Source organism: Bacteroidota bacterium (assembly GCA_018698135.1).
GTDB lineage: Bacteria > Bacteroidota > Bacteroidia > CAILMK01 > JAAYUY01 > JABINZ01.
The window spans coordinates 11,979-31,979 of sequence record JABINZ010000021.1; the positions used below are offsets into that span (position 1 = coordinate 11,979).

Annotated in this window: 15 protein-coding genes; 10 read left to right on the forward strand and 5 right to left on the reverse strand. The window is 34.4% G+C overall.

What is annotated here, in order from left to right; translation table 11 throughout:
* The first annotated feature begins 13 nt into the window (after positions 1–13).
* The 3 genes from HOG71_01585 (at position 14) to HOG71_01595 (ending at position 4,636) form a co-directional block, all read left to right on the forward strand.
* On the forward strand, positions 14–1,006 hold the full coding sequence (locus tag HOG71_01585; protein ID MBT5989520.1) for a dihydroorotate dehydrogenase-like protein: 993 nt from the start codon (positions 14–16) through the stop codon (positions 1,004–1,006).
* Between the two features lie 71 nt (positions 1,007–1,077).
* Positions 1,078–1,809 carry a response regulator transcription factor gene (locus tag HOG71_01590; GenBank protein MBT5989521.1) on the forward strand — a complete coding sequence of 244 codons (732 nt, stop codon included), beginning with the start codon at positions 1,078–1,080 and terminating at the stop codon, positions 1,807–1,809.
* Entirely contained in the window at positions 1,784–4,636 is a 2,853-nt protein-coding gene (locus HOG71_01595; protein ID MBT5989522.1) for a histidine kinase, read from the forward strand. Before HOG71_01590 ends, HOG71_01595 begins: the two co-directional genes overlap by 26 nt.
* 282 nt (positions 4,637–4,918) lie before the next feature.
* Here HOG71_01595 and HOG71_01600 read toward each other — a convergent pair whose 3' ends face one another.
* Positions 4,919–7,060, reverse strand: a complete 2,142-nt coding sequence (locus HOG71_01600) for a hypothetical protein (GenBank protein ID MBT5989523.1) — start codon at positions 7,058–7,060, stop codon at positions 4,919–4,921.
* A gap of 102 nt (positions 7,061–7,162) precedes the next feature.
* On the opposite strand from HOG71_01600, the gene HOG71_01605 reads away from it, so the two are divergent.
* Positions 7,163–8,620 carry a hypothetical protein gene (locus HOG71_01605; GenBank protein ID MBT5989524.1) on the forward strand — a complete coding sequence of 486 codons (1,458 nt, stop codon included), beginning with the start codon at positions 7,163–7,165 and terminating at the stop codon, positions 8,618–8,620.
* Here HOG71_01605 and HOG71_01610 read toward each other — a convergent pair.
* Entirely contained in the window at positions 8,617–9,273 is a 657-nt protein-coding gene (locus HOG71_01610) for a hypothetical protein (protein MBT5989525.1), read from the reverse strand. The genes HOG71_01605 and HOG71_01610 overlap by 4 nt on opposite strands.
* A gap of 74 nt (positions 9,274–9,347) precedes the next feature.
* The gene (locus HOG71_01615) at positions 9,348–10,013 is read right to left on the reverse strand and encodes a hypothetical protein (protein MBT5989526.1); all 666 of its coding nucleotides are present in this window, start codon (positions 10,011–10,013) and stop codon (positions 9,348–9,350) included.
* A gap of 160 nt (positions 10,014–10,173) precedes the next feature.
* Here HOG71_01615 and HOG71_01620 point away from each other — a divergent pair, with 160 nt between their 5' ends.
* The gene (locus HOG71_01620) at positions 10,174–10,563 is read left to right on the forward strand and encodes a carboxypeptidase regulatory-like domain-containing protein (GenBank protein MBT5989527.1); all 390 of its coding nucleotides are present in this window, start codon (positions 10,174–10,176) and stop codon (positions 10,561–10,563) included.
* A gap of 46 nt (positions 10,564–10,609) precedes the next feature.
* Here HOG71_01620 and HOG71_01625 read toward each other — a convergent pair whose 3' ends face one another.
* Together HOG71_01625 and HOG71_01630 are read right to left on the reverse strand one after the other, a co-directional pair.
* A complete protein-coding gene (locus HOG71_01625; GenBank protein MBT5989528.1) occupies positions 10,610–12,472 on the reverse strand; it encodes a T9SS type A sorting domain-containing protein in 1,863 nt (620 codons plus the stop codon).
* Positions 12,473–12,574: 102 nt separating this feature from the next.
* Positions 12,575–14,695, reverse strand: a complete 2,121-nt coding sequence (locus tag HOG71_01630) for a hypothetical protein (protein ID MBT5989529.1) — start codon at positions 14,693–14,695, stop codon at positions 12,575–12,577.
* Positions 14,696–14,936: 241 nt separating this feature from the next.
* On the opposite strand from HOG71_01630, the gene HOG71_01635 reads away from it, so the two are divergent.
* The 5 genes from HOG71_01635 to HOG71_01655 are packed head-to-tail and all read left to right on the forward strand — an operon-like array spanning position 14,937 to position 19,861.
* The gene (locus tag HOG71_01635) at positions 14,937–15,521 is read left to right on the forward strand and encodes a TetR/AcrR family transcriptional regulator (protein MBT5989530.1); all 585 of its coding nucleotides are present in this window, start codon (positions 14,937–14,939) and stop codon (positions 15,519–15,521) included.
* Complete coding sequence (locus tag HOG71_01640) at positions 15,518–16,696, forward strand: hypothetical protein (protein ID MBT5989531.1); 1,179 nt, start codon at positions 15,518–15,520, stop codon at positions 16,694–16,696. Before HOG71_01635 ends, HOG71_01640 begins: the two co-directional genes overlap by 4 nt.
* Positions 16,697–16,720: 24 nt before the next feature.
* On the forward strand, positions 16,721–17,419 hold the full coding sequence (locus tag HOG71_01645) for an ABC transporter ATP-binding protein (protein ID MBT5989532.1): 699 nt from the start codon (positions 16,721–16,723) through the stop codon (positions 17,417–17,419).
* A 4-nt stretch (positions 17,420–17,423) separates the two neighbouring features.
* Positions 17,424–18,584, forward strand: a complete 1,161-nt coding sequence (locus HOG71_01650; protein MBT5989533.1) for an FtsX-like permease family protein — start codon at positions 17,424–17,426, stop codon at positions 18,582–18,584.
* Entirely contained in the window at positions 18,581–19,861 is a 1,281-nt protein-coding gene (locus HOG71_01655; GenBank protein MBT5989534.1) for an FtsX-like permease family protein, read from the forward strand. The genes HOG71_01650 and HOG71_01655 overlap by 4 nt, the downstream gene beginning before the upstream one ends.
* The last annotated feature ends 140 nt before the right edge of the window (positions 19,862–20,001 follow it).

Genomic DNA, 20,001 nt, shown 5'->3' on the forward strand with positions numbered 1-20,001 from the left:
AAAATCAATTTATATGTTAGACTTAACAGTAAAATATCTAGGATTAGAACTAAAAAATCCAATTGTTATAGGTAGTTCAGGATTAACTGACTCGGTAGAAAAAATAGTTGAATTAGAAAAAAATGGTGCTGCAGCCGTAGTAATTAAATCGCTTTTTGAAGAAGAGATCATTTATGAAATGGAAGAAGGAACACACAACATGACCGGAAGAGCCGTGGTGTATCCTGAAACTTTCGATTATATGGATGAATTTCCAGTTGAAGATAGTGTGCGAAAATATTTGCGATTAATTCGTGAAAGCAAAGCAGCAGTCTCCATTCCTATTATTGCCAGCATTAATTGCGTTTCAGCACAAAAATGGACCTATTTTGCCAAAGAAATTGAAAATGCAGGTGCCGATGCCTTGGAATTAAATGCATTTATTCTTCCTTCGGATATGAACCGTACAGGAGAAGAAAATGAAAGACTGTATTTTGACATAATTGAAGAGGTTCAAAAACACACAACATTACCCATCAGTTTAAAGATCAGTTATTATTTTTCCAATCTGGCTCAAATGATACAAAATTTAGCGGATACCGGCATTCAAGGTCTTACTTTGTTTAACCGTTTCTACAGTCCTGATTTTGACCTTGAAAACTTAAGTGTTATCCCATCATTTGTTTTGAGTAATTCAAATGACTTACCGATATCATTAAGATGGGTAGGAATTATGGCAGAGCGAATCAATTGTGACATTGCTGCCTCCACGGGTATTCATGATGGCAAAGCTGCTATCAAGCAAATTTTAGCTGGTGCCAATGTGGTACAGGTCGTTTCAGCAATTTATAAGAATGGAAATTCATACATTGGTGAATTTCTCAATGAAATTGAAATTTTCATGAAAGAACAGGAATTCAATAGCATATCAGATTTCAAAGGAAAATTAAGCCAATCAAGAGCTGTTGACCCTGCTGCTTACGAACGCGTTCAGTTTATGAAGCACTTTAGGTCATTTCAAGCCTAAATTTAATTTGCTGCAACAAATCACAATATCTTACGTTAATCTGCCATAAATAAGCGCCAAACCTCAATAGCATGCATCTGCTTAAAGCCATAATAATTGACGATGAGGAATTCTGTCAAAAGAATTTGGCACATATATTAACAGAGCATTGTCCTGAAATTGATATCGTTGGATATGCTGATTCTGCACAATCAGCACTAGATGAAATCAAACTAAAATCGCCTGACCTTATTTTTCTGGATATAAATATTCCTGGCAAAAGTGGACTGGAAGTATTGGAAGAAATAAAGGAACGCAACTTTAGCGTGATTGTAGTTACTGGCGAAAAAGAATATGGCATACAAGCCTTGAAGCAAGATGTAATCGATTATGTACTCAAACCATTGGATGAGGATGAGTTAAAAGAAGCTGTTCGAAAAGCAGTATTTAAGTCGCATGATGACAAAAGCAATGATAGCAAAGAAAAAATATTGTTTACCATACAATCGGGCTTTAAAGTATTGCTATTAGATGATATTATCTATTTGGAAGGACAAGATAATTATACCGAGGTTAATTTTAATGGAGGCCAATTATTGGTATCGAAAACATTGAAAGATTATGAGAACCTCTTGAATTATAGCAATTTCTATCGAATCCATAAAAAACATTTGATCAATCTCAATCATATCAAAGAATTTTCTTACAAAGATGGTGGTTTCATTATTATGAGTAATGAAAAGCAGTTAGCCATAGCACGCAACCGGCTCAAAGATTTTGTCAACAGAATGAGATATTATGCGATCAACACACATAATCATTAGTTGTTTTCTAAGCGTATTATCTTTTGAAAATTCAATTGCTCAAAATCTAGCAGTAAATCACTATATTAATAATGAACATTTAGCCAGTAACATTGTTTACGATATGGAGTTTGCTGCTGATGGTTTATTGCTGTTTGCCACCGACAATGGTATCGTTCAATTTAATGGAAGTGAATTTAGCCCAGTCAGTTATTTTGGGGAGTATAAAAACCTATCCATTATTTCACTTTATAAGCATAGTGACGGAAGTGTGATGGCAACCACTTGTGACAATAAAATACTCATATCTCATCCCGATTCAGCGATTAAATTTATGCGTTATAAAATTGGAAACTATTGCTTCGATCACATCTTTCAAAACAATAATGAACTATATAGCTATCATAATCGATATGTTTACCACATTAATAAAACGTCAAATAAATTTGAAATAGACGATCAGCGATTTATCTTACCCAACCAACAAGCTTTTTCACCTTTTACTACCTTTCGATCCAAGATTTACTCTTTGGTAAATTCCAATCTTTATCAATACCATCCCGATCGCAGAATTGAACTCCAAGCCAATGATTTAAACAGCCAATTAACAGCTTGTTTCGCATTTAAAGGTGTTTTTTATGTGACCACCCATAATGCAGTCTACAAAAGTCTTGATGTTCAGCATTTTGAAAAAATATTTAGTGTAAAAGAAGATCAAAAAATCGGCAACATTTTACCTGATGAAGACAATAAAATATATTTTGAAATCAAAGAAGAAGGTCTGTTTGTGTATGATTTGAATGCCAAATCAATAAACAATATTATTTCATTTAAACAGGCGGCAACATTTATTATTTCTGATGAAAATAAAAATATTTGGGTAGGAACCTATGGAGACGGCATATTTTGCATTTCACAAAAACTCTTTCATAACTTAACTGATCAAACAAATAGCACTTTACATATTACTGATATAGCAAGCAATCAAAAAGGAAAACTGGTAGCAGGTACATCAAAGGGTTTAATGATTTACGATAGTTTTCAAAAAACACTGATTTTATCGGATGACAAATATGCTCAACATTATATTTGGGATGTTAACTACTCGCCAGAAATCAAACAATATACTGTCTCCACTGTTGTTCATGGTTTAAACAAAAAAACCAAAAAATCTGCAGCAAACACGGATATAATTTTTGTTCGGTCAACATGTAACTTAGTATCCGATTCGATTATTTACTTCGCAGCCTGGGATCATGTTGCCTATTATAAACCAAATCTGCATGCTGAAAACTTCTATAGATTTCAATTTACTGAATATAGCATGCTGCCTAAATTTGCACCGGATATTCGGACAAATGTAATTTTTAAAGATTCACACCATTTACTAATAGGGTGCAATTTGGGTCTTTATGCATCTTCATTACCTACGAACCACGATATGCTTAAACTTAGCAATATCAATGTATTGAAAATTCAGAATGATTATATGGCTAATACCTGGGTGGTGACCCCAAAAAATATTTTTAAATTAAAACGCAACAAATTGTGGAAACAAAATATTGGAAAAAAATACAACTTAACATTTACTGATATTGCCTTTATACCTGATACGAACTTATTTTTTATCGCCACCAAATCTGGTTTATTACTTAAAACTCCGGAAAATGAGATTCTTCTCAATCAATCTTTGGGATTAATGTCGCAAGAAGTAACCAGTTTAGATTATGATAGTTTTTATGGATATTTATGGATTGGCACGACAAAAGGGCTCCATTACGTAGCTTTAAAAGACATTTATACTAATTTAAAGCAAACTCCTAAACCCTATATTATCATCAACGAAAAAGTAATTCAGGAAGATATAAAAATTGATTTAACTGCAAATACGAAATCCTATAACATTCAATATGCCGCTTTGGCCTTATTCCATTTTAAAAATATAAATTACCGCTATCGAATCAATCATGCTAAATGGATTTACTCAAAATCTCAAAACATTGATTTATTGCTTCAGAATCCTGGAAATTATAAACTTGAAATTTGTTGTACCAACTCCGGATTGATATGGTCAAAACCAATAACCATCACGTTGGATAAAGCTCCGTATTTATGGCAAACATTGTTTGCAAAAATATTTATTGTTGTAGTGGTTCTGCTTCTAGGATTTATGCTCACTATTCTACGGATAAAGAGAATTAAGAAAAGAGAAGCTGCAAACCGAAATTATGAAAAACAAATAAACGAATTTAAATTCAAGGCATTTTCTGCTTCAATTAATCCCCACTTTGTTTTCAACTCACTCAACTCCTTGCAATACTTGGTTAATGTTGGCAAACCAAAAATTGTGAATGAATATATAAAAAGTTTTGCCCGATTGCTCCGTCTTAATATTGATGATATTGACCAGACTTTTGTAAGCTTAAATCGCGAACTTGAACGAGTTAAAAACTATATGGCAATTGAAAAAATGCGATTTGGAGACAAAATTCGATTTGAATTGGAAGTCGATGAGCAGCTTGATGGTGACAGAATTCAGGTCCCCGGAATGATTCTTCAACCTTTTGTTGAAAATTCGATTAAACATGGCTTTCAGCAGATAGAAGAAGGTTTAGTCCGAATTCATATTTCAAAACTCGATGAAGACATTCAATTTGTTATTCAGGATAATGGCAAAGGAATACATGATGAGAAAATGCCTATTTCGGGTAAAGGAAATAAATTGGTGAACGATCGATTACAGGTAATATTTAACTTGCCAGATCGACAATTTGTTAATGTGTTAGATGAAGATGAGAATTTAGATGGCTACAAAATAAAAATCACCATCCCTTTAACAAGCAAATAAAAGTCTTTCAAAACAATAAGCTCTACTGTTCCCTCATTAACAACTTACATTTCCTTGACCAAAGCAACCGTTCCCTCGAAAGCTATTTTATTTCAATTAGTTGTATTTTATCTTTACGCTTTAATTTGATTTAATAGAGAGCAAACTCATCGTAAAATCACTCAGATCTATTCGTTTTATCTAAAGAATTAATTGCATTTCGTTGGAAAACACTTATTAAAAGACATAGATTGATTCCAGATGAACGGAAAGAAGAGGCCAATAATTTGGCCTTTTTTTTTGTTAATCAATCATTGCTTTTTGCTTGGGTAGCGAAGCAGTATTTTCAGGTGTTCCACTTGCATATTTCATTTTAAAAAACAAAGGAGAATCTAAAACATTGAAAACACCTTTGAGTTTATTTGTTGCATGAGGCTCCTCAAATCCCAGATAACTGTATTTACCATAATGTGGCAATTTTCTTGTTAAGGGTGTCATGGCAGCAATATCGTGTACACCAAAAAAAGCGAAAGTTTGATCTATATTATCTGGATTCGAAAACACATAAATCATTGATCCTTCATTTTCCATTTTTTCCCAAACTGCTAAGCCATCTTCATTCATGGTTTTTTTATGTTCAGCTGCAATATTAGTAAATACTGTATACTTGCTTCCATAACCAAAAATCCAAATGGCTTTTTCTTTAGGTAAATTGCTAACATCCCTGTCGTAAAGTATTCTCACTTTTTTGCCTTCAGTAGAAAACTTTTTCTTCCATTCGTTGGCTAAATCCAAATAAGGTTCAGCAAATCGATCGTTAAAAGGAACCACAATGGCAATATCATCACTGCCATACATGCGAGATAAAGAAGCAGGAACTTCCCTCTTGTCTAACCTTCTCATGACATCAAAATACGGATCAACTTCTATCTTGAGTGGCTTACTATTGCAAGCAATTGTAAAACGCTGCGATCTCTCGGTCATTCTTACCCGATGAATTTTTGCCACAGTATCGCCTGCACAATATACAGCAATGGGAACACTCACATCAAATACATCTTCGGCTTGCGTTTGAACCAATTTAAAAACCAGTTCAATATCTCCTTCTGTTTTTACTCGCACACCTTCCAAACTTAAAGCTGGTGCACCTTTTCTTTTTACCCACTGATTGAAAAATAATGCAAGACTATCTCCAGTAACCAATTCGAAACTTTTTCTGATATCATCAAATGAAGCAGCTTTAAATTTATTGTTCAGGTAGAAATGCTGAAATGCAGCAATAAACTTATCATCTCCATATTCCTTTCGCAGCATATGATACATCATTAAGGACTTACCATAGCCAATTGCTTCCTGTGCCGAATTATTTCGTGATAAAAACGCTGATAATGGGAAATCATTTTCGGTATTGACATAATCTGTAAATTTTTGCAATGTATTTCTACGATAAACTTCTCCTTCACCTTGCATTTCCTTGTTAAGATGGTCGGCCATATAGGCGGTTATTCCTTCACACCAATTTCCTCCCTCATAATCAACATACACTGAGTTTCCCCACCAGTTATGTAATAATTCATGAGGATAAGATGAATGAAGTATCCATGGAAAACGAATCACTTTTTCGCCAAGCAAAGTAAAAGATGGCATTCCATAGCCGGTTTCCCAAAAATTTTCAACTAAAGTAAATTTAGTAAATGGATAGGGACCGATCAAAGATTCATAACGCTTCAAATAAGATGCTGTAACGCCTAAATATTTATCAGCCAAATCCTTGTCATCTGCACGTAAAAAAGCCTGAACCAATACATTGCCAACAGCTAGTTCAAATTCCTTCCACTCGCCTGCAACCAAATATATTTCTTCCATAGGAAAAGGACACTCATAAATAATTTCATGATTGTCATCCATAGGTTTTATACTGGTTCTCTTTCCTTGTGTCACTATCCCATATTTCTTATCTATTCTGGTGGTAAGCTTATAGGTAAATAGCTGATTTTCCATAAAAGCAACCCACAAACTTGATCCTGATAAATAAACTCCTTTTTCAGAAATAATACCGTCAGTTTCGCTAAAACCACGTGCATAATCACTTTCACTTTCCAATATTTCTGCGGCAATTTTCGCTGAATAGTGTAATGTGAAAGTAGATGTTTCCAAAGATGTATCTGGAATTAAAACACTAAATTTCCTTAGTTTTGGATTTTCGGAAGGAATCTCAACAATGGCTCTATTTTCTCCGGCATTTGAAATCGTAAAAACTTTGCCGATATAAAAAAAGACTTCATTCGTATCAGTATATAAGGATTTATTTATCCGTATATCATCTTCCACCTCCATGCTTTGATTGCTGATATCAATGTGCACATTCAGATCATGATAGATCTCTTGAGCATTACTTGAAATAAAAAGAATAATAGTTAAGCTTAGTAGAAAAAGTCTCTTCATTATAACAATTTTAGTACTTCAAAAGTAACAAGAATTCAGCCGATGTTTTGCTGCTATAGTTCAATTTATTACTTTTATGGAGAAATAAAAATTTCGATCTAGATGCAAAAACTAATCCCAACAGGCTTTTACTTGCTTTTCATTTTCTTCTTCAATCCCCTTTTTGCACAGGAAAAAACTGAAATTAATATGGTATTCATATCCAATCAAACCATTGCTGATGTGAATATGAATGAAGATCGATTTCTGAATTATGCCAAAAAACTTAGTATTGAATTAAATTCAATTTTTGAGAATGATTTAGTAGCCAGAGATATTGTCGTTTTCTTCACTCTTCAAAAAGATAGTCTCCCAACTATTCAGCTTTCAGCACGACCCGCATTTTCAGCTGATAGTGTTGATTTGATTCAAACCAAACTAAGAAAAATACAAACAGTTAAAACAAAGTTCATCGATTTCATCTTTCTTTTCGAAATAAGTACTCAAGGCGGGTGTGTTCATGAGAAACTTCAATATAGTCCGGAAATACATAATCCATTTGTCGAAACTGATCAAGACTATCAACATGCCAGCGTAGATAAAAAAGCAAAATTATTGACAGAATGGGTTAAAAATGATGCATTACTAATACTTTCAGCTTTTCAGAAAAAAGCTAACCCTCAGTTTAAGGGTGTTCGTATTATAGGCGACCAAATTGCGGCAATCAAGCCTGATAGTATTTTCAATATCCAATATTTGACTGCTTACAACCCCTTTTATTGGAGAGCTATCATGGAAATGAATATTAATAATTTTCTGGTATCTACATCCAAAGTGTTTCTTCATGTAGCAGCAGGAGAATTTGATATCGCTCGCAGATATTTAGATATGCTGAAAATGTTTAAAGAAGACAAAACTATAGCAGATTATTATCTGGATGAATTGTGCCTGAAACTGGATTCTTTTTATATGGATTTAAATAAGGAGATAAACAAAGGGATCAACTACCGTGAAGAAGGAGAATATAAAAAATCCATCGCTGTTTTTGATAACATATTAAGTTATCATCCGCATTCAGCAAAGGTGCTTGAGGAGAAATTTATTAGCTCTACAATTTACCTTGATCTCGATTTCGAACACTTGAATAAAAAGTGGAATGAATATAAGAACAGTGTATATACATGTGATCCCTTATATCCGAGTGGTTATGGCGTTTTAGTTGAAAAAGAAGGATGGAGACTTTTGCGCAGATTGGAAATCAATGAATTATTTACAGAAGGAACAAATGCCAGTGAAGAATTTGTAAAATATGCTGATATCGCTTTTGATTTGGAAGCATGGGATTATGCAGCACACATGTATTGGTTGGTCTTCACACACTTTTCTGAAACAGATTATGGAAAAAAAAGAAACATACTTGCCTATTACCTCTATTGTCTTGAAAAATTAGGTCAACACGATATACTTCTTTTGTTTAACCTAAACTATAGCAAGGAATTCAAGAAAATTGAGAATGAACGTAAAAAAGCCTTTGACGAAAGAGATAGTTTAAACCTAATGGAATTGAAAAACAATAACTAATAACAGATTATTTCCTTTACAGTCTCTTTATTATAAGGAACCGAAACTGTATCGATTCCATTTAATTGTCCATCCCAATTCTTGAAAGATACCTTAATATAATAAGTTTTCGCTTCTATATCAGTTATCAATATCCCCACTTGTGGGTCATCTTCTGCAATACGGTAATGCGTATACTCCTTATCCACCCACAAATGCTGCTCAGTTAAGTAGATGGAAATATCTGCGTTATCCTTAACTGAACCATGTGCATTTCTCTCCTTAACAATTACACGCAGACTTCCATTGGGCTGTAGCTCCAAATTTAATTTAACAGCTTGCCCTGCAACAACAGTAAACTCAGCTGTTCCGGAATAACTAATCCAGTTATCTTCGCCATGTCCTAAAATATAATAATGTCCGGGGGCTAAGTTCGTAAATTGAGCAATTCCTTTTGAGCTGTTTGATGTAAGAGCAGCATACTTATATTTTCCTCTGTCTAAACTATCTTTGGAATAATAGAGAAGTACATATGCTATCTTCTTAAAACTCTCGTTGTTTTTATAAAGCAATGAAACATCAACTACACTGCTAAATGGGATGTCGCGTTTGCATGAATTAAACAAAATTGGGAGGACAATAAAGAATATAAAAAGCAATTTATTGTTAGTCATTTTGAAAATATAATTTATCTTATTTCAATATTAAATTCACATTAATTCATAGGGTAGAGATAACGAAATATTTTCTAGTGCTGGCAAACAATATGTAATCTTGTTTCTGTTCCATAAGGAACAAAAATGGAATCATTTCCTTCAAAATACCCCCCAGAATTAGTATAACTGGCTTTAACAAAATATTTCTGTGGATTCAAGCCAGAAAATAAAGCCCCATCCTCAACAGGATAAGAAAGAGAACTAAGCTGTGATTGATATACTTGGTTATTTTTCCAATCATCTTCAGAATAATAAATAGAAACACTTGCTCCTCCAATATAGACACCAATAGCACTTTGTTCTCTCACAAAAACCCTTAAATCTCCATTAGAAAAAAGATACAATATATGCTCAGTTGTTTTTCCTTCTTCCACCAAAAAGCTTCCTGTAGCACTATATAATGCACTACCTAAACTTCCTTGTGCTTTTACAAAATATGTTGCTGGAGCAAGATTGGAGAAATAACATACTGCATCATTGTCTTTCGAAGACTGAGTAGCAACAGTAAAAATATGTTTATCCATACTGTCTTTCGAGTAATACAAATAAACATCTGCTCCAATTGAAAATGCTTTCCCATTTTCAAAAAGCACCTTAATACGAACATTACCTGTTGTAATTCGCTCTTCCTTTTCACAAGAAATAAATAGAAATGAACTCAGACAAAGTAGCACAAGAAGACCAGTAATTTTTTTCATAATAGCTGTTTTTAAAATTCTGCATTTTAATGACGAGAATAAGAGATAAAAAGTTTTCTAAAGATAGACTTTTCTGCAAAAATTTCCCAATACAATTGAATAGAGTTTTTATATATTTGCCAGCCTATAATTTATTGACAACAAAGGCTAAATATCAAAAATGAAAAACACAATTCTACTATTAGCATCCCTATTTGCAATTACCTTATTCATTTCTTCATGCGACAAAGATGATGATCCGATCGACCCAAACATCAATACCAACAAAACAACCTTACTGATAAAAGTAGTTGATGAAGACGGCAAAGCTGTTCAAGGAGCCAATGTTCGCTTATTTAATGATTCACAAAACTGGTCGGATGATAAAAATCCAACAAGAACAAATGTGCCAACTTCCTCAGGTGGATTTGCCACATTTACTGAACTGGATCCTATTGAATATTACTTCATTGCTGAAAAAGGCAACTTAAACAATTGGTTTGAAAACTCAGATACAGGAGGAGCACTAACCAAAGATGGAACAGCCACAGTATCAACGATAATACGTTAATAATTGTTCACAAAACATATATCAAAGCACCTCCGGGTGCTTTTTTTTATTCTAAAATAATTTTCTTCGTCAGCGTTCCCGATTCATTACTTATTTTCAACAGATATAAACCTTTTGCAAAGCTTGATAAATCTATCTCATTGTTTCCATTTATCTCCATTAATTTGTGCAAGACAACTTTACCACGTATATCCAATAAAAATAAGTCAGAATTAACCGCATTATCCATTTTAATAAAAAGTTTCCCTGAAGATGGATTGGGATACACATGAACAGAATGGCTTTGATCTTTAGCATCAATAGATACTGTTTCTCCTTGAACCAATATAACTGTCACAGGAGGTAATCCGCTTGCTTCAACAAGAATAGTAGCTGATCTTTCCGTGCTTGCTTCTGTGTTTGCAGTAACAATAAAGAATTTGGCTAACTCATTTACACTGATCTTAACCCAATTTTCAGTACAACTTACTTTAAATGAATCGAGATTGGTAAATATATTAAATGTAGTTGACGAGCCTGCTTGTTTTGCTATATACTGATAAGCTGGAGAAACCTCTAAATAGTCGTTTTGATCTTGCCCATAGTCTCTCAAATTTGATGTTGATTGTGTAAATGGGCCTCCATAATTTTGAGCTCTAAAAACCAATGGAGAGCACATCTCTGGTTTTACAACGCTAATCTGATAATATATAGCACCTACGGCATTCGTATCATTCCATTCAGTAAAACTAGCTGAAACCGAATCAAATAATTGCATGCTTGTAGGATGATTTCCTTTATAGATATAATAATAATCAGGTTTAAAATCACCACTTTCATCTATATAATCTGTCCAGTCAAGTACTGCTGAGTTTGGCTTAACACCTTGTGAAGCCCCTAAGTGAATTGTTTGGTGATAAGGACTTATGGCGGACTCATTCCCACAGGTATCGACCACCGAAATAGCATAACGTGCAGCTCGTGTATCAGGATCAGATGATTGATCAACAAATACACTTAACTGATTAATTCCGATATTTCCAATGGGCATATAATTACTTCCATACAGTTTATAAATGTTATAAGATGCGATTCCTCGGTTTTTATGTCTTTCCCAAATGACCATGTTTTTACCTGTATAGGGATCCACTGAAACCATACAAATTTCAGCACTATCAAATGGAGTCGAAACAGTTAAATGAATACTGTCCCAATCTGAATAACACTCATCAATTCCTGTTCGTACTTTATAAACACCTTCTTCACTTACTGAAATATCTGGCATACTATCTCCCGTGTTCCAATAGTAATCGTAGGTAAACTGGCTGTTATAATTTGTAATTGTTGTTGAAAGATATTGACTTTGCCCTTCACAAATATGTGCAGAATTGCCAGGAGATAAGGAAAGTTGAGGTTTTAAACCTACCGTTACAGCACTATTGAATGATTGTGATTTGTTTCCATTAATTACCTTAAGCTTAACGGTATTAATACCATGACTCGAAAATGCATGTTCAATATTTTTTGAGAAATAATCAGGTGTACCATCATTGTCCACATCCCATTCATATTTTGTACTTGGATCTGTGTAACAACTTGTACTACTTAAAAAGGTTTTTGCCGGATAGCAAGCTGTATTGGCATAAAAATCAACATTAGCTTTCTTGTAAGTAAGTTTAGTAACTCCAGCCTGTGTAGCCAACCAAAGTTCATCATTTAAAACATAGGCGTCATTAATACCTTCATCTGGTAATCCATTTGCATTCGAATAATTTACAAAGGAAATCCCATCGTATCGGGAAACACCAGTCCAAGAACTAAACCACATTAGGTTTGTATCTTTCTGACAATATATTCTTTCAATCGTTCTATTAATTAAACCAAAGGATTGAGTAGATCTTGTCCAATTGGTTCCATTATATTGAATCACCCCATTATATCGTGGAGATATCCAGATATCTCCATTAAAGGCTACGCCAATGTCTAAAATTTCATTATTATTTCCACCAAAAACACTATTATCAAAAACAGTTCATGTGCTGCCATCAAACTTGGCAACACCTGCATTTGTAGCAAACCAAATATTACCTGAATTATCAACATCCACTCCTCTAACTTTATCATGGGGTAAATTGCTATTGGACGTATTATAGGTTGTAAAGCTTTGACTAGACGGATCATACACTTTCACCCCTTCACCGTCAAATGTAAACCAAATTTTCCCACTATTATCTTTCTTAATATCCAGAATTAGCTGGTTCCCTAGTTTTGACCACCATCTTTGTTGTGTATTAATACTAAAATTCAACACTCCTTCACCATCAATGATCAATAACAAACTATCATTTTCAAATTCGGCAGAACCATACCACAGCCCGAGCTTAAAGGTTTCCCATTGTCCGTTAACATACTTGCTAATTCCTTCATGTGTGATAAACCATAAGGCTCCATTTTTATCAGGAAGTATATCTACCACCCAACTTCCGGCTATCTCTTTATTTTGAATATAAGGACTAAAATCTCCATGATAATATTTAAAAAGTCCATTGTAAGTTCCAAGCCATAAACGGCCTTGCCCATCAACCAGCATGGGCCCTATAACATTATCACTCAACTTGCTGTTTTGAAAATTGTAATTTGTCCAATTAGTTCTGTCAAACTTATACAACCCATATCCCCATGAACCTATCCATAAATTACCATCTGGGGTTGATACAACTGAATTTAAGCCGTTTGAATGAAGACCACTATTTGCTGCGGTATACTTCCCCCAGCTTGTGCCAGTAAAGTAAGAAAGCCCTCCACTGGTAGCAAACCAAACCGTATCATTCTGAAAGAATATATCTGAAACATAATTATCTGCAATGCCACTATTTAAAGTATCATAGCATTTCCAATCCTTGCCATCATAAACGGTATAACCTTCTGAACCTGCAATCCACATATTATTATATGCGTCAATTTCGATATCGTGGATTCGTCCACTACAAATTCCATTATTTGCAGAATTAAATACAGTCCAGTTCTTGCCATCATATTTAACAATACGGCCAGACCAATAAGAGGCAACCCATAAGTTCCCATTCCAATCAACTATCAAGGAGCCTATATCTCTATCCAGTTTCCCGTGTGTATTGGCTTCGTTGTAAACCGTCCAGCTTGTTCCATCATACATGGCCAAAGCAATCCCGCACGCAACCCACACATTCCCTTTGTTGTCAATGACTACACTAACCACTTTATTTCGTGGCAAACCATTTGAAACATCATATTTAGCAACAATTTGTCCGGTAGCTTTATGTCGCTTTAATAATCCTCCGGGGCTACCAACCCAAAGGTAATTGCCATCCTCTGCAATTGCAGTAATATTATTCGTTGGACCAAAATGCTCTATATCAAATGGATTATTCGTTTCTGCTATACAATTGACTTTTACATTACTTGGTGTAAAAATATAAGACAATCCACTTTGAGGAAAAACTGTTGATTTATCAGAATTAAAATATGAAATGGCTTTATTGGATTTTCCGATTCGAGGAGTATTCCAATTATTTGTTCCGTCTATCTCAAGGTTTAAGTAATCGTTATAGTTATTTCCCCTAATTCCCACTTGTTGGGTGTTATAATTATATGAAGCAGGAGTCATTACACCATATACTATTTTGACAGAATAGTCTGAATAATCCAATCGTATTTGGAAGTTAACTTTCTCAGTTGAAGCAGTATTAAACCGCCTCATGTCTTGCCATTCAAAAACTAATTCATTGCCTTGCATTTTATAAGCAATCTGGGGATTTCCGCTTCCCTGACTAACCAGCCCATTGCCAAAAGCGGCAATTATACCTTCATCAAAAGAATATTGGCTTAAAGGGTAGTAGGTATTTTCTGGCTCGAATGGCCCGAAAGAAATAAATCCATTACTTACTACATATAGTGAGTCGTAGTACTTGCCATTATATTTAAACGAGGGTATTTGAATGGCACCCGTTATTTGATTATAAAAATATCCGCTAAACAAAATCGTAGGATTTGACAGGGCTTGATAAGTTGATTGATTAACATCAAACTTATATGAACTAACTTGTGCTTTTGTAATTGAAATAGTGAGTAATACAATCATTACCCCCATAATGCATTGTTTAACAAATTTCATATTGTGTTTTTTAAATGTTTTAATACCAAGTTATTAAGGTCAGATTTAGAGTATGCAAAAAGATGGCTATTTACACATATATCTATGTTTTGAATAGTTTTCATTAATCTGAAATATAATTATAATTAGTGATAAACTAATTTATTAAAAGAATATTTGTAAACTTTTTGCTAACAATTTAACGTTTATTGATTTTTTTAATTACTTTCGTTCATTATACATCTTATCGTAAATAAAAAGAATGCAGGAGAATCCAAAATTTCAACAAATTATTAAAACAGGAAAAGCCCTGTTTTGGAAATTCGGAGTCAGACGTGTGAGCATAGAAGAAATATGTAGGGAAGCATCTGTCAGTAAAGTAACCTTTTACAAACATTTCAAAAACAAGGTTGAACTAGCAAAGTATATTCTGGAAACTACTTTTAATGAGGCTGTGATTGAATACCGTTCTATAATGGACAGTGATATTCCTTTTGTAGAAAAAGTGAATAAAACAATCCAGATGAAATTAGACAATGCAGATCAATACAGTAAAGAATTTTTGGAGGATTTATACAAAGGAAATGTGCCCGAGCTACATGATTACATTATGAAGTACTCTGAAGAGAACTTTAAAATGGTAGCTATCGATTATACAAAAGCACAACAGGAAGGACATATTCGGAAAGATTTCAAAATTGATTTTATGATGGTTTTTTTGAATAAAATGATAGAAATGGCTGGTGATCCAAATTTTACATCGCTGTATAAATCAACTCACGATATGGTAAAAGAGTTTACACACCTTTTCTTTTATGGTATAATTGAAAGAGAAAATAACGAATGAAGTACTTTTCCATACATATTTCAGTTTTCATCTTAGTTGCAATACTTAGTTCAAACTCATTGTATGCACAAACAAAATTTAAAACATCTGCCAAAGGTCAGCTGAGCGGATGGACTACTTTCAATTTTAGCGATGAGATTAAGTCCCAAATTGGAGGAAGAATAATACCAACAATAAATTTTGACAAAACATTTAATTCCAAGCTGAAGTTAGATGCCGAATTCTCTTTGAATTCAACTGGTTATTTAACCTATACTGATTGGAATCAATCCGATCAGGGAGAAAGCTTTAAGCCTTATCGATTGTGGCTTAGGGTTAGTGGAGAAAAATGGGAAGTCAGGGCTGGTTTGCAGAAAATCAATTTTGGATCGGCCTCCATGCTTCGGCCACTCATGTGGTTCGATCAAATAGATCCTCGCGATCCATTACAATTAACGAATGGTGTTTATGCTATACTGGGTCGTTATTATTTTAAAAATAATGCAAACCTGTGGCTTTGGACTATTGGAGGTCGTCAAAATTTAAAAGGTTGGGAAATAATCAAAACATATGGGAACTCACCAGAATATGGCGGTCGCTTTCAATTTCCATTCATAAAAGGAGAGTTAGCCACATCATATAATTACAGAAAAACATATAATAGTAGTACAGACCTTTTTGGAACAAATGAAATTCTCCTCATAATGCCCGAACATAAATTTGGCTTAGATGGCAAATGGGATATGAAAATTGGCTTATGGATTGAGTCAAGTTACACCCATAATAGTGGTGTAACAGGACCTCCAATTGCACTTAACCTACTAAAGAATAGACTATATAATAATATTGGGGCCGACTATACATTTGGCATTGGAAATGGATTAAATGTCACCTACGAACAATTGTTTATGACCCATGCCGGCCCAGAATTCAAGGATAGTAAAACGCTGACATTCTCCATTTTAGCGCTAAATTATCCAATTGGATTGCTCGATAATATATCGGCTATGATTTATTACAATTGGAAAAATGGCGATTGGTATCGATTTATCAATTTTCAACGAAGCTATAATAATTGGAGTTATCACCTCATGGCTTTTTGGAATCCCGATCAGTTTCAACTCTACAACATATCCGATAATAGTAATTTATTTGCCGGAAAGGGTTTTCAATTAATGACAGTTTATAATTTTTGATATAAAGATTTCAAATACAATAAAATGGAAAACGAAAAAGTAATTACAATCACCAACATGGAAAAAAAGTTTCCGATTGGAGGTGGATTTTTCACAGCGCTAAAAGGCATTAACCTAAGCTTCGATAAAGGGGAATTTACAGGTTTGGTCGGCCCGAGCGGATCAGGTAAAACAACACTTTTGAACATTGTAGGATCACTAGATGTTCCAACGGGTGGGCAAGCAAGTATATTAGGACATGATGTTGGAACATTAACGCACAGAGCTGCTGCTCGTTTAAGGAATGATCATATCGGATTCATTTTTCAGACCTACAACCTTTTACCTGTGTATTCTGTTTTCGATAATGTTCAGTTTCCACTTTTGTTGAAGAAAATGAGTGCAGATGAGAGAAAGAAAGCTGTAAACGATGCACTCGAATGGGTTGGATTAACGGATAAAGCCAAATCAAAACCTGCCCAACTTTCCGGTGGAGAAAGCCAACGGGTAGCCATTGCCAGAGCCATTGTAAAACGCCCTGCCATTGTATTGGCAGATGAGCCAACTGCAAATCTGGATGCTGAAAACTCACATCACATTTTGCAAACCATGGAAAAACTGAATAAAGAGTTAAACACAACTTTCTTATTTGCCACACATGACGAAAAAGTAATTTCCTATTTGAGGAGAATTGTTTCCCTGAAAGATGGTCATGTAGATACAGACAAAATCGTTAAAAACTAAGATCATGTTAGCATTTAAATTAGCATTTAAGAATCTGATTGGGGCAGGTCTGAGAACCTGGCTTACCGTATTTGTACTGTCCATCTCATTCGTATTAATAATTTTCTACAATGGAATGATGGATGGTTGGAATCTTCAGGCAACAAATGATACCATTGACTGGGAAATTGGTCAGGGACAATATCTTCACGAGAACTATGACAAATATGATCCATTTACACTCAAAGATGCTCATAGCAAAATTCCTGATGAGTTAAACAATAAGAATAACGTGCCCATTTTGATTTCTCAGGGAACAATATTTCCAGAAGGAAGGATGTTTAGCCTACTGATAAAAGGAATTCCAATTGATCAGGAAATACTTCAAATACCAACAGGAGATTTTCAATTAGAAGAGGGAATAATTCCTGTCATCATTGGAAAATACATGGCCAAAACTGCAAAACTGAAAGAGAATGATTATGTAAAATTACAGTGGCGCGACAAAGGAGGAACTTTTGATGCTCTTGATGTGAAGGTTGTTAAGGTTTTTGACTGTAATGTTCCTTCCATCGATAATGCACAAATGTGGTTGCCATTATCTATCCTTCAGGAGATGAAAGGATTGGAAGGAGAAGCAAGCATTATTGTATATGGCGAGGAAAGTGAATCTCGTAAAGAATATACCGGCTGGGTTTTTAATGATCATGATGCTTTGCTTGCTGATATTCAGGAAATGGTTAAATCCAAAAAAAGTGGTGCATCTGTTATTTATTTAATTCTATTACTTATTGCATTGCTTGCCATTTTTGACACGCAGATACTATCAATATTCAGACGACAAAAAGAAATTGGAACCTACATCGCCATGGGCATGACTCGCAGGCAAGTAGTTGGTTTATTTACAGTTGAGGGAGGAACTCACAGTATTCTGGCTGTTTTAATGGGTGCTGTTTATGGTATTCCTCTCTTTATTTACATGGCAAAAAAGGGAATTGCAATGCCTATATCTACTGAAGAATTTGGAATAGCAATGGCTGAAAGGATGTTTTCAACCTATAGTCCTGCATTAGTTGTAGGCACTATTTTATTTATTGTAATTGCTGCAACAGTTGTGAGTTATTTACCTGCTCGAAAAATTTCTAAACTAAATCCAACTGACGCTTTAAAAGGAAAAGTACAATGATAAAGTTTTTGATAAGAGGAGTATTGAAAGACAAGAACAGAAGCTTGTTCCCTGTGCTTATTGTATCCATAGGTGTCTTTCTTACAGTATTTCTAAGCTGTTGGCTTGGAGGTGTTATGGGTGATGCTATTGATTTAATGGCAAAGTTCACAACCGGACATGTTAAAGTAATGTCGAAATCTTATGCTGAAAATGAGAACCAAATGCCCAATGATTTGGCTTTAGCTGATGTGAGTGAATTAATGAAAAAACTGAAAGCTGATTATCCAGACATGCAATGGGCGGAAAGAATTCGCTTTGGTGGATTACTTGATGTGCCAGATGAAAATGATGAGACAAAAAACCAGGGCCCTGCAGTTGGATTAGCCATAGACATGCTTTCGGATAAATCAGCTGAAATAGAAAGACTAAATATCTCCGGAGCTATACAACGAGGGAAAATCCCATCAAAAAGGAATGAAGCGCTGATTAGTGAGTCTTTTGCAGAAAAGCTTAAAATAAATCCTGGCGATAAGATAACATTGTTTGGTACAACAATGAATGGCAGTATGACCTTTCATAATTTCATTGTGAGTGGAACAGTAAAATTTGGCTCGCAGGGTTTAGACAAAGGATCAATTATCATTGACCTACTGGATGCAAAACATGTGCTCGACATGGAAGATGCTGCCAGTGAAATAATGGGCTATATGCCTTCAGGAGTATATGACGATGAGAAAGCAAGTCAGGTAGCTGCTTCTTTTAATGCCAATTATATCGATTCAGATGATGAATATGCTCCAGTTATGAAACGTTTACAAGAACAAGGAGGAATGGCAGAATACGTTGCGATGGCAAGCAATATGGTAGGAATACTCATTGGTGTTTTCATCTTTGCATTAGCTATTGTACTCTGGAACACAGGTCTTTTAAATGGATTGAGAAGATATAATGAGTTCGGTATTCGATTAGCCATGGGCGAAAACAAAGGGCATATTTATAGAAGTTTGCTAATTGAATCAGCCTTAATAGGTATTATTGGCTCTGTGATAGGAACTGGGCTTGGTTTGGCATTGTCATACTATTTACAGAAAAATGGATTAGACTTTAGTGAGTTCACGAAGGATGCAACTTCTTCTATGATGATGCCAAATGTATTCAGGGCAGTGGTGTCACCTCAAGCTTTTTATATTGGATTTTTCCCAGGAGTTCTTTCCATTGTATTGGGCAATATGCTTTCTGGAATTGGAATTTATAAACGTAAAACGGCTCAGTTGTTTAAAGAGTTGGAGGTTTAAAGTACTTAAATTACTTCAAGTGCCTAGAATTAGAAGTGTCTAAAGTACTTAAAGTTGAAAGTAAACTAAAGTCTTAATAATGGATAACAAGGAGTTCAGCAAAGTTTTAGAAAAAAGGACAAAAGAATTTGCATTAAGTA

Excerpts from the sequence above, each read along its gene's own strand:
- HOG71_01605 (MBT5989524.1), top strand. The coding sequence starts at position 7,163 with ATGCAAAAACTAATCCCAACAGGCTTTTACTTGCTTTTCATTTTCTTC.
- HOG71_01635 (MBT5989530.1), top strand. The coding sequence starts at position 14,937 with ATGCAGGAGAATCCAAAATTTCAACAAATTATTAAAACAGGAAAAGCC.
- HOG71_01595 (MBT5989522.1), top strand. The coding sequence starts at position 1,784 with ATGCGATCAACACACATAATCATTAGTTGTTTTCTAAGCGTATTATCT.
- HOG71_01630 (MBT5989529.1), bottom strand. The coding sequence starts at position 14,695 with ATGAAATTTGTTAAACAATGCATTATGGGGGTAATGATTGTATTACTC.
- HOG71_01645 (MBT5989532.1), top strand. The coding sequence starts at position 16,721 with ATGGAAAACGAAAAAGTAATTACAATCACCAACATGGAAAAAAAGTTT.
- HOG71_01620 (MBT5989527.1), top strand. The coding sequence starts at position 10,174 with ATGAAAAACACAATTCTACTATTAGCATCCCTATTTGCAATTACCTTA.
- HOG71_01655 (MBT5989534.1), top strand. The coding sequence starts at position 18,581 with ATGATAAAGTTTTTGATAAGAGGAGTATTGAAAGACAAGAACAGAAGC.
- HOG71_01615 (MBT5989526.1), bottom strand. The coding sequence starts at position 10,013 with ATGAAAAAAATTACTGGTCTTCTTGTGCTACTTTGTCTGAGTTCATTT.
- HOG71_01600 (MBT5989523.1), bottom strand. The coding sequence starts at position 7,060 with ATGAAGAGACTTTTTCTACTAAGCTTAACTATTATTCTTTTTATTTCA.
- HOG71_01640 (MBT5989531.1), top strand. The coding sequence starts at position 15,518 with ATGAAGTACTTTTCCATACATATTTCAGTTTTCATCTTAGTTGCAATA.
- HOG71_01610 (MBT5989525.1), bottom strand. The coding sequence starts at position 9,273 with ATGACTAACAATAAATTGCTTTTTATATTCTTTATTGTCCTCCCAATT.
- HOG71_01585 (MBT5989520.1), top strand. The coding sequence starts at position 14 with ATGTTAGACTTAACAGTAAAATATCTAGGATTAGAACTAAAAAATCCA.
- HOG71_01590 (MBT5989521.1), top strand. The coding sequence starts at position 1,078 with ATGCATCTGCTTAAAGCCATAATAATTGACGATGAGGAATTCTGTCAA.
- HOG71_01650 (MBT5989533.1), top strand. The coding sequence starts at position 17,424 with ATGTTAGCATTTAAATTAGCATTTAAGAATCTGATTGGGGCAGGTCTG.